At 41.4% G+C, this 14,470-nt stretch carries 11 protein-coding genes and 2 tRNA genes; 6 read left to right on the top strand and 7 right to left on the bottom strand.

Annotation, left to right across the window (positions count from 1 at the left end; translation table 11 throughout):
• Positions 1-7 precede the first annotated feature (7 nt).
• Positions 8-1,354: a multidrug efflux MATE transporter AbeM gene (gene abeM, locus KTJ10_RS08975; RefSeq protein WP_060465223.1), complete on the bottom strand. Its 1,347-nt coding sequence runs from the start codon at positions 1,352-1,354 to the stop codon at positions 8-10.
• A 32-nt stretch (positions 1,355-1,386) separates the two neighbouring features.
• Entirely contained in the window at positions 1,387-1,848 is a 462-nt protein-coding gene (locus KTJ10_RS08970; RefSeq protein ID WP_031945662.1) for a DMT family transporter, read from the bottom strand.
• Positions 1,849-1,964: 116 nt separating this feature from the next.
• On the opposite strand from KTJ10_RS08970, the gene hemW reads away from it, so the two are divergent.
• Positions 1,965-3,119 (top strand): radical SAM family heme chaperone HemW, encoded by a 1,155-nt coding sequence (gene hemW / locus KTJ10_RS08965; protein ID WP_262441830.1) that lies wholly within the window; start codon positions 1,965-1,967, stop codon positions 3,117-3,119.
• Between the two features lie 46 nt (positions 3,120-3,165).
• Here hemW and KTJ10_RS08960 read toward each other — a convergent pair whose 3' ends face one another.
• Positions 3,166-3,921, bottom strand: coding sequence for an SDR family oxidoreductase (locus tag KTJ10_RS08960; protein ID WP_262441829.1), 756 nt, complete (start codon positions 3,919-3,921; stop codon positions 3,166-3,168).
• A gap of 112 nt (positions 3,922-4,033) precedes the next feature.
• Here KTJ10_RS08960 and KTJ10_RS08955 point away from each other — a divergent pair, with 112 nt between their 5' ends.
• Positions 4,034-4,930: a LysR family transcriptional regulator gene (locus KTJ10_RS08955; protein ID WP_262441828.1), complete on the top strand. Its 897-nt coding sequence runs from the start codon at positions 4,034-4,036 to the stop codon at positions 4,928-4,930.
• A gap of 63 nt (positions 4,931-4,993) precedes the next feature.
• Here the strand turns inward: KTJ10_RS08955 and KTJ10_RS08950 are convergent.
• The 4 genes from KTJ10_RS08950 to KTJ10_RS08935 all read right to left on the bottom strand — a co-directional run bounded on the left by KTJ10_RS08950 (position 4,994) and on the right by KTJ10_RS08935 (position 10,703).
• Positions 4,994-5,069: transfer RNA gene (locus KTJ10_RS08950), tRNA-Lys, on the bottom strand.
• 22 nt (positions 5,070-5,091) lie between these two features.
• Positions 5,092-5,167: transfer RNA gene (locus KTJ10_RS08945), tRNA-Lys, on the bottom strand.
• A gap of 184 nt (positions 5,168-5,351) precedes the next feature.
• Positions 5,352-7,193, bottom strand: a complete 1,842-nt coding sequence (locus KTJ10_RS08940; RefSeq protein WP_199977364.1) for a long-chain-acyl-CoA synthetase — start codon at positions 7,191-7,193, stop codon at positions 5,352-5,354.
• Positions 7,194-7,382: 189 nt separating this feature from the next.
• A complete protein-coding gene (locus KTJ10_RS08935; RefSeq protein WP_262441827.1) occupies positions 7,383-10,703 on the bottom strand; it encodes an Rne/Rng family ribonuclease in 3,321 nt (1,106 codons plus the stop codon).
• Positions 10,704-11,424: 721 nt separating this feature from the next.
• Here KTJ10_RS08935 and KTJ10_RS08930 point away from each other — a divergent pair.
• The 4 genes from KTJ10_RS08930 to KTJ10_RS08915 all read left to right on the top strand — a co-directional run bounded on the left by KTJ10_RS08930 (position 11,425) and on the right by KTJ10_RS08915 (position 14,453).
• Positions 11,425-12,357, top strand: coding sequence for an RluA family pseudouridine synthase (locus KTJ10_RS08930; protein WP_262441826.1), 933 nt, complete (start codon positions 11,425-11,427; stop codon positions 12,355-12,357).
• Positions 12,354-13,028, top strand: a complete 675-nt coding sequence (locus KTJ10_RS08925) for an HAD-IA family hydrolase (RefSeq protein WP_262441825.1) — start codon at positions 12,354-12,356, stop codon at positions 13,026-13,028. The genes KTJ10_RS08930 and KTJ10_RS08925 overlap by 4 nt, the downstream gene beginning before the upstream one ends.
• 74 nt (positions 13,029-13,102) lie before the next feature.
• Complete coding sequence (locus tag KTJ10_RS08920) at positions 13,103-13,798, top strand: helix-turn-helix transcriptional regulator (RefSeq protein ID WP_005079232.1); 696 nt, start codon at positions 13,103-13,105, stop codon at positions 13,796-13,798.
• Between the two features lie 49 nt (positions 13,799-13,847).
• The gene (locus KTJ10_RS08915) at positions 13,848-14,453 is read left to right on the top strand and encodes a glutathione S-transferase family protein (protein WP_014208278.1); all 606 of its coding nucleotides are present in this window, start codon (positions 13,848-13,850) and stop codon (positions 14,451-14,453) included.
• The last annotated feature ends 17 nt before the right edge of the window (positions 14,454-14,470 follow it).

Raw genomic sequence — 14,470 nt, 5'->3', positions numbered from 1 at the left:
TTTTTTATTAGGTCTGGCTTAAACGTTTGGTATTTAAATAAAGCCGTGAGAGTAATAAAACACAAGCAATGCTTAAACCAATAATCAAACCTAGCCACACACCAGCCACGCCCCAATGGGTATAACGTGCTAAATAAAGCCCGATAGGGAACGCGATCACCCAATATGCCATAAGCGTAATCCACATCGGTGCTTGCGTATCTTGCATCCCTCTTAAACAGCCTGCGGCACTCACTTGCAATGCATCCATCAGCTGATAACCCATTGCAAACCAGAGTAAATACATGGCAACAGGAACTACATCTATATCTTGAGTATAAACCGAGACAATTTGTTCACGACCTAGAGCAATAAAAGACATGGTCAATAAGGCAAAAAATATTGCTGTGCTCAGACCAATCTTTTGGACTTGATACATCGAAGCCCAGTTCTTTTCACCATAATAGGTTCCCACACGAATAGTTAAGGCAATCGCAAGTGAAAGCGGAATCATAAACAGCACAGAGGTGACTGAAATTGCAACTTGATGCGCGGCAATAAAGACTTCACCTAGTGGGCTAAGGACCAAGGCACCTGTACTGAAAATACTCACCTCAAAGAACACGGCTAAACCGATTGGTAGGCCAAGCTGTAAAATTCTTTTTACCCAAGTCAGGTTAATTTTATCGAATCTGCTAAAAATAGACGTGTTTCGATAAGCCGAAGCTTTATAAATATAGCCAGCTAATGTAATTAGCATGAGCCACTGTAAAATGGAGGTTGCAAAGCCACAGCCTGCGCTACCTAAAGCAGGAATTGGTCCTAAGCCATACATAAAGATCATGTTTAGAGGGATTAAAACCACTAAGGCCAGTAAGCTAATGACCGTTACAGGACGTGGATGGCCTAAAGCCTCAGAATAACCGCGTAGGGCTGCGTACATGGTCACAGCTGGCATACCTAAACCAATCGCATGTAAGAACAAACTTGCTTTAGGCTGTAAGCTTTCTGGTACGCCAAACACATGTAAGAAAAACGGCATAAGCTGCAAAATGAGCATAGCCATTACGCCTAAAATGATGGCGACCCATAAGGATTGACGAACAATGACAGGAATTTGTTCTGTATTTCTTGCGCCCTTTGCTTCAGCGACCAAAGGTGTAGTTGCAATCATGATGCCACTGAACAGGAGCATGACTGGGATCCATAAGCCCACACCTACCGCAATTGCTGCTAAATCAGTTGCAGATAAATGCCCAGCCATAATAGTGTCAATTAACCCAAATCCTGCTTGAGCAAACTGGGTAATTAAAATCGGTAGCATTAAGTGGAAGAGTTGTTTTAATTCAGACCGAAAAGATGTGACATTCGACACAAAAGGTACTCTTTTTAAATATAAAAATGAAGCTAACGTTGCAAAGTGAGTAACACACCGACAAAGATGATCACGCCACCAAGGAACCGTTGCCATGTAACAGGTGTCTTTTCTGTACCTAACCAGCCAAAATGGTCAAGCAACATTGAAATGAGCAATTGCCCAAAAACGACTAGCCCTGTAAAGGTTAAAAAACCAAGTTTAGGTGCAGTATAAATGCTCATGCTAATTGCATAAACCCCAAGGAATCCTCCTGTCCAAAGAAGCCATGGAATATTTGATATTTCACTTAAAGTGGGCTTCTCGGCACTTTGAAAGAAAACCATAACGGCTAAAACAATAGTACCTATGAAAAATGATAATAAAGCTGCCTGCAAGGGTGAGTGTAGTTGCTCGCGCAGTTGAGCATTGATTGCAGTCTGAAAAGCCATGGCAACACCGATTCCCATAGCTAGAGGTAAGATCAGGAAAAGTTGACTAGAGAATTTCATCATTTTTATCAATATTTAAGTATGTTTAAAAACAGTCTAAAGCAATTAAGGTATGTTTTCATAAGCCCATTGATGCAGTCATGTTAAAATAGAAATATTGTGTAAATTGGACCTGCTCCTTGGCCGTATTAAACCCTGCTTCTGTTCCTTTATCTTTATATATTCATATGCCTTGGTGCGTGCGTAAATGTCCATATTGTGACTTTAACTCGCATGCCGTACCAGATGGAGCGCTTTCGGCAGAACTCGAGCAAACCTATTTAAAAGCATTGGTGGCCGACTTTGAAACTCAAGTTGAGATGGCTCAGGGACGTTCAATTCATAGTGTATTTATTGGTGGTGGAACGCCTTCACTTATTTCTGCTAAAGGCTATGCATGGCTGTTTGAACAGCTTAAGTCATTGCTCAAATTTGAAGATGGCTGTGAAATCACCCTAGAGGCAAATCCCGGAACACTAGAACATGACCCGTTTGCAGGCTATTTAGACGCAGGTATTAATCGTTTATCGATTGGTGTGCAGACTTTTAATACAGAGCACTTGCAAAAGCTTGGGCGTATTCATTCAGCCAACAATGCTATGGATGCAATTGAGCAGGCACGACAAGCAGGCTTTAAGCGAGTTAATGTCGATTTAATGCATGGCCTACCTGAGCAAACCCTAGAACAAGCGCTTTATGATTTAAAGGTCGCTGTAGAGCATGGCGCGACACATATCAGTTGGTATCAACTTACTATTGAGCCAAACACTGTATTCTTCCGTACTCAACCCGTTTTACCTCAAGATGAAGTGCTAGAAGATATTCAAGAGCAGGGAGAGGCTTATCTAAAAGCCAATGGTTTTATAAATTATGAAGTGTCGGCTTGGCGTAAAGAGCAGCCCTCAGCTCATAATTTAAATTATTGGGAATTTGGTGATTACCTTGCAATTGGTGCAGGCGCACATGGCAAAGTCACACAACCTGATGGCGTGTACCGTTTCCAAAAAACTCGTTTGCCAAAAGACTATTTGGCTAAGGTTCCAGCCGAACATTTGCAAATGAAAAAGATTGAGGCAGAAGAGCTACCTTTTGAGTTCATGATGAATGCTTTACGTCTAAATGATGGTGTAAACGCTGAATTATATGAGCAGCGTACAGGCTTAAGCTTAGATCACCTAAATGGGGTACTCACTTCACTACGAGCTAGAAAGCTATTGGTAGAGGATGACGCTCGTTTGGCTTGTACAGAGCAGGGGCATATTTTCTTAAATTCGGTACTAGAAGAGTTCTTGTAAAGAAGCAAATTAAAAAGCCGCACATTGAGATGCGGCTTTTTTGATTTTAGCGAGTGGTATAGCCGCCATTTGCAAAAATTGTTTGGCCGGTAATCCACCAACCATCGGTCACCAAAAAGCGAACTAATGGCTCAATATCTTCAATTTTAGTAAGCCCACCTAAAGCTGAAGCTGATTTATGATAAGCGACTGCTTCGGCAGATTCCTGACCATAAAAGAAAGGTGTATCCATTGGGCCTGGTGCAACCGCAGTCACGGAAATCTGGCGATCACCAAATTCTTTTGATGAAGCACGTGTGTAATGCTCAACAGGTGCTTTTAAACCTTCATAGGTTGAATAGAGTCCAGTATAGGCTGCAAGAAGAGAAGTCACGATTGAACAAATCTTTCCACCATCATTTAAATGACGACCCGCCGATTGAATAAAGAAATAGGCAATTTTTGAGTTGATATCGCTCATGCTATCAAACTCTTGTTCTGTGGTATCTAAAAAAGATTTCTTTAAAACCTTTCCAACTGTATTGATCGCAATATCAATTCCACCAAAATGCTGTTTAGTATCTAAGAACAGCTTTTCGATATTATCAATATCCGTTAGGTCTGCCTGAATTAAAACGGCATCTACACCGAATGCTCTTACATCTGCGAGCGTCTGTTCAGCATCTGCTTGAGTTTCAGCGCTATTGTAGTGAATCGCGATTTTTGCGCCTTGTTCTGCAAATTTACGGCTAATCAGTCCACCTAAGTTTTTTGCACCGCCTGTAATCAATACAACTTTATCTTTAAGAGTATGAGCTGCCATGATGGTTGTTCCTATGATGACTTGTTTTAATGTGTTTTTAGTCTAGATTGGCGGTAATTTTTGATCAATTATGCTAGTTTGGTTTAACTATTCAAAAAATACGAACAATTAAATGGATCGGTTGCAGCAATTTTTTATTTTTACAGAAGTCGCTAAGCGACAAAGCTTTAGTGAAGTGGCAAATCAGCTTGATTTACCTCGCTCGACAGTAACGAGCGCAATTCAACAGCTGGAAACTCACTATGGAGTACGCTTATTTCATCGAACTACGCGTAAAGTTAGCCTTACCCAAGATGGACAACGAATATTACCTGAGTGTCAAAATCTATTATTTGATTATGAACAGCTTGAACAGCTTATACAGGCACAAAAGCAGCATTATCGTGGCACGCTAAAAATTTCAATGCCCAGCCGAATAGTACATCAGGTGATTATCCCTGAACTTCCCGATTTCTATAGGCGTTATCCAGATATCCATTTACAACTTCATAGCTCTGATGACATCACTGACTTAATCGAGAAAGGAATCGATTGTGTTGTTCGGGTGGGGCAGCTAGATAATAGTAGTTTAATCGCGAAATTTGTTGGTAACTTGATTATGGTGAACTGTGCAAGTGCTGACTATTTAGAACACTACGGTATTCCTGAACAATTAGAAGATCTATCTCAACACAAACTCATTAACTATGCGGGAGCCGTAGGAGAAAAACAGGGCGTATTTTTATATCAAGATGGAACTGTGATGATGGATAGTGCTTTAAGCGTAAATAATACGGAAGCCTATATTGCAGCGGCTATTGCAGGTTTGGGAATTATTCAACTTCCATACTACGATGTTCAGGATAAAATCGAGCAGGGAACTTTAGTTGAAGTACTAAGTGCCTATACCGCTCAATCACTTCCACTTAATATTTTATATCCGAATAGAAGTTATATTCCTAAACGTTTGGAAATCTTTATGGAATGGGCTAGGGATGTTCTATATAAGAAGTGCATCGTCATCTTTTAGTCATAAAACTAAAATACATTAACAATAAAAAAAACCTCTCGCAGTGAGAGGCTTTTTAGAATTTGGTGGGTCGTCCGCGACTCGAACGCGGGACCAACGGATTAAAAGTCCGCTGCTCTACCAACTGAGCTAACGACCCAAATAGGTTCAAAACAGATAAGTGGTGGGTCGTCCGCGACTCGAACGCGGGACCAACGGATTAAAAGTCCGCTGCTCTACCAACTGAGCTAACGACCCTGAACAAACATTCAAATATCATTTGAATGTGAAGTGCAAGATAACTAAAAGTTTTCTAACACCACCTTTGTTTTGATGTCGCGTATTTTAGCAAGTTATTCAACTAACACAAGAGGAAATTTAAAAACATTTGCATGATTGCCTATAAAAAGCACGATTTCCTCTTGTTTAGCTAAAAAATGAACTAAAAACGGTATTTATATGCCTGAATGTTGTCAAAAATTTCAGTTGTGATGTCACAGTAACTGCTTGCACCAGGCAATAAAGCGAGTAAACGTTCAGAAGTTTTGCTTGGATTAAACGCATCTTCCTTCAATTTATTCTTTTGGTACTTAAAAGTACCTGTAGTTTCAACTTTAGCTTGTATACGTAAAAACACTGGTACCGCATAAGCGGGTAAGCATTTTTTAAATACAGTCACCATTTCTGTTAAATCAGCGTCATTTAACTCGGCACCATCAGCAAGTGTGATTGCTGCCATACCTGCACGACCATTGGTATTTGGAATTTCTACACCATAAACGACAGCTTCAGCGATCTTGTCATATTCACACACCATGTTTTCAACTTCGGTGGTAGATACATTTTCGCCTTTCCAGCGGAAGGTATCGCCTAAGCGGTCAACAAACTGGGCATGACGGAAACCAATATTGCGGACAAGATCACCTGTGTTGAAATATGAGTCCCCCTTTTTGAAGACATCTTGCATAATCACAGATTTGTTCTTTTCTGGGTCGGTATAGCCGTCAAATGGAGAGCGACTGGTAATTTTACCTACCAATAAACCGACTTCACCCGCTTTAACTTTTTTACACCAGCCATTTTTATCGCGTATTGGTTCGTTTTTCTCTTTATCAAACTCAATAATTGCGTATGGCGTAGGGGAGAAGCCTACTGTGTTGTCAAAGTTGAAAATATTACTAAAGCCAACGTTACCTTCACTTGAGGCATAAAGCTCAAGAACTTCTTGAACGCCAAAACGTTGTTTGAATTTATCCCAGATGTTTGGACGCATGCCGTTACCAATCATTTTGGTTACACGGTGAGCACGGTCAAGCTCTGTAGTCGGAGCATCCATCAAGTAGCGGCAAAGTTCACCTACATAGCCGATTGCAGAGGCATTAAACTTCTGAACATCTTTCCAGAAAGCACTGGTTGAATATTTACGTCGAATGGCAAGGGTAGAGCTTCCTGCAATCACACCACACCAGCAAACAACCACGCCTGTTGCATGATACAGCGGCAAAGTTACATACATCACATCATCTGGACCAAGGTTTAAAATGTGGCCATAAGTGCCATATGCGAGTGTCCAGCGACTATGTTTAAAAATAACTGCTTTTGGTAATCCTGTTGTTCCCGAAGTATAAATATAAAACAGACCATCATTACCATGAACAGAGTGTGTGGTCGATGGATTGAATTTCGGGAATTGATCAATTTCTATTGCAAGATTGGCATAACCTTGAGGTGCCGTTCCTGCATCTTGACGAGTAGCCTGATCTGCAAACCAGTGGAAACGGTCTTTAGGAACATTTAAGTCTTGACGAATTTCATCGATTGCAGCACGGACTTCTTCACCCGCAATGACTGCAATTGGTTTTACAAGGTTGATACTATGAGCGAGAACTTTACCGACTTGAGATGTATTCACAAGCGCAATAGTTACCCCAATTTTAGCTAAGCCTACAATAGTGGCAATAAGCTCAGAACGGTTCTCAACCATTACGGCAATCACATCACCTTTACGTGCGCCGAGAGATAAATAATAATGAGAAATCTGGTTAGCCCATTCATTTAAAGCTTCGTATGAGTAACTTTGATCTTCAAATAATAAAGCAATACCTTTCGGATTTCGCTTAACAGCTTTCTCAAAAGCTACACCTAATCCAGTTGGTGTATTTGCTGTTCTTAAATAAGCCTGTTTAAGACCATTCAGGATATGGGGTACTTTGGGAATGAAGCTAGGAAGTCTGGTGGCAACATCCCCAAGCGTAATGATATCGGTCTGTGTTGTCTGGCTCATATCAATCCTATTTATTTTTCGATCAATCCAAAAAGGTTGTGTTGGCAAAAGTACAGTATTTTCATGGTTCACCATGCTTTTAAAACTTTTCTTCTAGTGCAATCAACCTAATTGGCTAAAAATAACAAAAAAAACCTAGTCATCGAAATGACTAGGTTTGTTTAAATTAGCTGCAATTGAGCAAATGATTTACTCAGCTACAGGATTTGCTTTCTTTGGTGGGCGACCGCGAGGGCGACGAGGACGACTTGGTTTGTCCTTATCAGCTTTAGAATCTTCTGATTCACTCTCGGCAGGAGCTTCAGTTGGCTCTACAGCTTGTTCTGTAGCTGCTTTGACTTTTGCAGCTGCTTTTGGCTGTTTTGCAACTGGAGCTTCAACTACAGTTTCAGTTGGTGTTTCTACGCTAGCTGCTACATCAGTTTCCTGATCAAGCTCAAGCGGTTGCTGTTTTGATTCGGCAGGTACTTGTGCTTCAGCAGTAGGAACAACAACAGTTTGTTCTACAGACTCAGCTACAGGTGCAGCTTCTTCTGTTGCAGAATGTTGTTGTTTGACTTGCTCAAAAGCTTGTTCAGCAGCAAGTTTCGCTAGACGACGACGTTCACGTGGATCATTAGCAACACGTGGTGTCGCTTCTTTTGGTGGCGTCAACGCAAGTACTGGTGCAGGTTCTGCTTCTTGTGAAGGCTTGTTGCTTGGAAGCTCAGCATCACGAGTAACAGGCTTTTTGTCTTCAGCTTCCGCTGGAACTTCAGTTACTAGAGTACTTGCATATTGCTCTGCAAATTTCTGCAATGCACGATTGAATGTTGGAACTAAACCAAACTGTTCAATCAATACTGTGCAGTCTTCACCGTAAACATGACGAATCAAGCTACCAATTGTATATTGCGCCAACGTTGGAATTTGCGATGGGGCAATTGATGGTGCAGCAGCTTTAGCACGTTTTGCATTGCGTTGTTCACGGCGACGCATACGAGGATCATTACTTGCACGCTGAATTTGCGGTTGAGTTTTTTCAGCCTTTGGTTGAGGAGCTTCTGCTTCAACAGTTACTGTCTCTTCCACTGCCACAACTGGTGCTGGAGCTGGTTCTTGAGTAGCTTCAACAACAGGTGCTTTTTCAGTACGTTCAACAGGTTGCTCAGGCGTTAAAGCAATAATTTCGCTTTGTGCTTGATCAACATTGATGACCAAGGCTGTATTCATGACTTCATGCTGTGGAGCATCAATCAAATCAACCTTAATTTGTTTTTCATCAACAACTGCTGGTGCCGGCGTATTTTGATTTTCATTTAATACGCTTGGATCGCGGTGGCGATTCGGGCGGTTTGGACGTTGTTGATTATTACGATCACGACGTGGTACAGCATGTTCAGCTTGTTGCCCATCATTTTGATGTTGCGCATGCGGCTGATCTTGTTGCTGACGCTTTTGTTGACGTTTTAATTCACGTTGCTCTTGGCGTGATAACTGTACAACCTCTTCATGAACCTGTTGTTGCTGTGGTTCTTGATTGTGGTGATGTTGATGTTGTTCACGTTGCTCTTTGTGCTTACGTTTTTTGTTGTTTGGACGTTGCTGTTGTACTTTATCGTCTTTTTCAACATTCTCACGTGCTTCCTGTTTAACAGGAGATTGAGAAATATAAGCATTGTTAGATGGAGCCGAAGTAACTTCAGCAACTGCTGGTGCTACAACTTGTCCAAACTGCCCACGGCTAACAGCGCCTGTATTCACCATTTGTTCAATTGCGGCAGCAGCATTTTGTGCTGAGCGAGATTGATCAACTGTTTGAGCTTGTTTTTGAACAAACAGGTTTTCTAACCATGCACAAGGACTCGCTGCTTTTTGAGCGCTTGCCTGAGCAGCAGGTTGAGCTGCTTGATTTGCTTTCTTTTGATTAGCTGCGTTGTTGGCAGCAGGGGTAGCATGCGTATGGCCATGATCGGCTTCTTCTAAATGCCATTCAGAAGATTCATAACCTAACTCTTTTTCACTTGAACGAGTTGCTTCAGTACGTTCATAGCTAGAAGGTGCAAAACCATCTGGATTGTACTGAATTTCGTAGTGAGGTGTTTCTAAGTGTGGGTGAGGTAAAACAGTCACACGAACACCAGAAGTTTGTTCTAAGTAAACAAGACTATGACGTTTTTCATTGAGCAAGAATGCTGCAATTTCAACAGGTACTTCTACTTGTACTTCACCATGACGTTCACGAAGCGCGATTTCTTCTACTTTGCGCATAATTGAAAGCGAAAGTGAGCGTAAGTCACGAACCATGCCTGTACCATGACAGCGAGGGCAGACATAACCCGTTGCTTCTTCAAGAGATGGGCGTAGACGTTGACGGCTCATTTCCATTAAGCCAAAACGAGACAATTGACCGAACTGGATACGGGCACGATCGCTTTGTGTTGCTTCACGAAGTTTTGCTTCAACCATACGCTGGTTGCGCTCTTTAGTCATATCGATGAAGTCGATTACAACTAAACCACCAATGTCACGAAGACGAAGTTGGCGAGCAATTTCTTCTGCTGCTTCTAAGTTAGTATTCAGCGCAGTTTCTTCAACGTCATGTCCACGAGTTGATTTCGCAGAGTTAATGTCGATTGAAACTAAAGCTTCAGTCTGGTCAATTACGATTGAACCACCAGAAGGAAGTTTTACTTCACGCTCATAAGCAGTTTGAATTTGGCTTTCAATACCAAAATGAGCAAATAATGGCTCGTTTAAAGTATAAGTTTTGAGTTTGTCTAATTGACGTGGCATCACTGCTTTAACAAAGTTGTAAGCTTCGTTATAAGCCTGTTCGCTATCAATTAAAATTTCTGCAACATCATCACGTAAATAATCGCGGATAGCGCGAGTAACAACACCAGCTTCTTGATGAACCAGCATTGGAGAAGGACCAGAGCTTGCTGTGCCTTGGATTTGAGCCCAAAGGTCAAGCAAATGCTGTAAGTCTAACTGTAATTCTTCTTGGGTACGGCCAATACCAGCGGTACGTACAATAACGCTCATACCACGTGGTAAATTTAAAGAAGCTAAAATTTCTTTTAATTCTTCACGTACAGAACCTGAAATTTGACGACTAATACCGCCGCCTTTCGGGTTGTTTGGCATAAGAACCAAATAACGTCCTGCAAGTGAAATAAAGGTAGAAAGGGCTGCACCTTTATTGCCACGTTCTTCTTTTTCGACTTGAACAAGTAATTCAGTACCTTCAGTGATAAGTTCACGAATGTTTGAAGTTTGTCGTGGGTCTGCTTGGAAATAACTGTTAGCAATTTCGCGCATAGACAAGAAGCCTTGACGGCCTGCGCCGTATTCAACAAAAACAGCTTCTAAAGATGGTTCTACGCGGGTTACATGGCCTTTATAGATATTGGATTTTTTCTGTTCTCGGGTACGATTCTCTAAATCAAAATCGTAAAGACGATTACCAGTGATAAGTGCAACGCGGACTTCTTCTGCGTGAGTTGCATTAATCAACATACGTTTCATGGGTGTGACACCTAATAGTGACCCACACAAACATATCGCACAAACTTAAAGGTTCTGAACGAACATCGAACATGACGGAACATTTCCCAGATCTCAAAATATTTGTGGTCTGAGTCATCTGTTACCGGCTACATTTAGCCTTAGCTTCGATTCTCGTCTGTGATGTAGGCAATACTGCTTCAACCTTTAAATCGGACTTCCTTAGTGCTTCACTGGCGGGTGAGCGGTGCATTGGTTAATGACTTTCACTGTCATTGGGCGCGAAGTGACTTCTTTTTGGAAGTTTGATACGGAATGCTCATCGTATCGGTGCTTTCGGCAGTTCCAATGCATCAACGCTTTAGCCTGAAGGCAACATTAAGGAGCGATTTGTCTGATGTGTATCAGTTTACGTTCCATAACCAACTAGAGTTGGTAACATATTTTTTTGAACAAACTGAATTAAACGCAACAGTTTGTCATTTTGCCGATATAATAAGCCTTCGGCGTCGGCATAATTCTTTAGGACCAATCCGAGCTGGTGATGAAAGCATCATTTTGATTGAGGTTTCAATCAGGGAAATTCCCTATTAGATGTTCACTTACGGCGGTATCCGTGCGCTGACTATATCAAACCTTGCAGCATCTGCCTATGGGCTAAGCTTAGATTTCTTGTGAAAAAACTAAGCTAATCGGTCATTTATTAATCAAATTTAGCAAAATTTCAGGTTTAAATATTAGTATGAATTCTACACAGCAATGGCAAAGTGTCACTTGGTTTGAGGTGGATGAACATCAAGCAGGACAGCGAATTGATAATTTCCTGTTTTCGCGTTTAAAGGGTGTACCTAAGAGTCGTATTTATCGTTTGATTCGTGAAGGTCAGGTTCGAGTAAACAAAAAACGTATTAAAGCTGAGACCAAATTAGAGGTTGGAGATCAGATTCGTGTTGCACCTATTCGCTATGAACAAAAGGATGAAACCGCTGCTCCTGTAAGTGACAGTGTAGCACAGAGCCTACTCAGCCGTGTGGTCTATGAAGATGAAGGTCTGTTAGTCATCAATAAACCATCAGGTATTGCTGTACATGGTGGTAGTGGTGTGGCGTATGGTTTGATTGAGGCTTTACGCGCTGCGACAGGTAAAAAATATTTAGAACTGATTCACCGCATCGACCGTGACACCTCTGGGCTGGTCATGATTAGCAAGAAACGTAGTACTTTAAAGCTGCTACAAGATATGTTGCGTGAGCACAAAATTCGTAAGACTTATGCGGCAATTGTAAAAGGTCAGGTGAGTCTCGATAAACAGCTCATTGATGCTCCTTTATTTCGTTATGAGTTAGCCAATGGCGAGCGTCGTGTACGTGTGTCTAAAGAAGGTAAACCGAGTAAAACCGAATGGGTTGTTGCAGAGCGTTTTAAAAATGCCACTTTGGTTCATGCATCGCCGTTATCAGGTCGTACCCATCAAATTCGTGTACATGGTTTAAGTATTGGACATCCGTTAGTGGGTGATGATAAATATGGACATATCACTGAGTACGCAGGTCCGCAGGCACGACGTTTATGTTTACACGCGATGCGTTTAGATATTCCGGGTTATCCACCGATTGAAGCGCCGTTGCCAGAAGACATGACCCAGTTATTAAAGGCTTTGAGAGTAGCAAAATGAGTCTGAAAACCGAATTAGTAATTTTTGACTGGGATGGAACTTTATATAACTCTGTTGGCCAGATTGTTGCGAGCCTACAACATGCAGCAGAGCAACATGAATTGTCTCTAAGCGATGAAGCCGCAAAAAGTATTATTGGGTTAGGCTTGCCTGAGGTGATGCAGACCTTATTTCCAGAAGCGCCAGAATTGCATGACTCGATCTTAAAGGCATATGGCGATCACTATATTGCGAACTCGACTAGTGATGCATGGTTTGAGGGTATTTCTGAACTACTCCATGATTTAAAAGCCCAAGGTTTAAAACTTGCAGTTGCGACGGGTAAAAATCGCCGTGGGTTAGACCGTGTAATCGCAAAAACACAAAGTACTCATCTTTTTGATGTGACTCGGGCAGCCAACGAAACACGTTCAAAACCAGATCCGCTCATGCTGCAAGAAATCTTAACAGCCACTGGAGTGAGTGTTGAGCAAGCAGTCATGATTGGTGACAGCAGCTATGATCTTGAGATGGCACAGCGTTTAGGGATGCCGCGTATTGGAGTAGGCTATGGCGTACATTCTGTTGAAGTTCTGCAAAAGTTTCAACCTTTAACGATTGCTAAAGATGTACAAGAGCTTCACAGCTTTTTGAGAGGATATGCTCAGTTACCTACTGTAGATGTCGCTTAAATTAAAATAGTATTAAAGAGGGAATACGTTCCCTCTTTCTTTAAGCTGAATAACAAAACAATAAGAAGAGAAAAATGAGCCGTTCAATTCGTCTATTAAATCTTTTACAACAGCTCCGTGAAGCCCGTTACCCAATCACAGCACAAGTCTTGGCTGAAAGCTTAAACATTAGTGTTCGAAGTGTCTATCGAGATATTGATAGCTTACGTGAGCAAGGTGTAAGAATTGATGCCTCAGCAGGCTTGGGTTTTCAGCTTAAAGAAGACATCTTATTACCACCGGTTACTTTTAATGAGAATGAAGCCGAAGCTCTATTTTTAGCTTTAGAGTGGTTGAAAGACGTTCCAGATCAGGCAATGAAATCGGCAGCCGTTTCAATCTATTCTAAACTTTATGCAGTTCTACCTGAGCACCGGAAATATTTGATCGATGACATGACGCTAGGCGTTACACATTACTGGCATCCGGTTGATGAAGCTTTAGTAGAACAAGTACGTTTAGCGATTCGTAAACAAGTAAAAATAAAAGTCGATTATTGCGATGAACAAAAACGGTTAAGTAAACGTTCACTTTGGCCTTTTGCTTTAGGGTATTTACATGACAAAGTTGTACTTGCTGCTTGGTGTGAATTACGGCAGGCATTTCGCCATTTTAGGATAGATCGTATCCATGACTTGCAAATGAGTGAGGAAATATATCCTGAATTTAAAAAACATCTGTTTCAAAGATGGTGGAAACAAGAAATGCAAAGGACTACTGACAAAAACTGACAAAAGTTATTTGTAAACTAGGAACTACGATAAACAAGGAGCAATAAGAATGAGCCTTAAACTTTATACTAACAAAGAGTCACGTGGTGTAGTTATTGACTGGCTTTTGGTCGAGTTGGGTGTTGAATGTGAACGAATTGAAGTCGCATATAAGACCGAGATGAAGTCGCCTGAATATCTAAAACTTAATCCTTTTGGAAAAGTACCGGTATTGGTAGATGGCGATGTCGTGATTTATGAGTTGGGTGCAATCTGTGCTTATTTGGCTGATAAGTTTAGTGATAAAGGTTTGGCTCCTGCTTTAGATGATCCGAAACGTGGTTTGTACTATCGTTGGTTATTTTTGATGGCGGGCCCTTGGGAAGCTGCAGGTGTTGATAAAGCTTTAGGCATAGAAGTATCACCTGAGCAAAAAATGTTTGTTGGCTATGGCGATTACAACGATGCTTATCAAGCTTTAGTTCAGGGATTGAGTGAAGCGAATCCGTATGTATGTGGTGAGCAATTTACCGCAGCAGATGTAAGTGTTGGAGCAATGCTTTTATGGCAGTTAAAAATGAATGCGATTGAATCACATCCTGCTATTACCCGTTATGTTGAAACGATCAAACAGCGTGAAGGCTTAAAACAAAGTACTATGGGGCAACTGCTGTAAACTTAATATTCCTAAAA

Origin of the sequence: Acinetobacter sp. WU_MDCI_Abxc222 (genome assembly GCF_025514755.1) — a bacterium.
In the GTDB taxonomy this organism is placed as follows: domain Bacteria; phylum Pseudomonadota; class Gammaproteobacteria; order Pseudomonadales; family Moraxellaceae; genus Acinetobacter; species Acinetobacter geminorum.
Note: the sequence above shows the minus strand (reverse complement) of the source record. Positions and strands in the feature narration are given on the sequence as shown.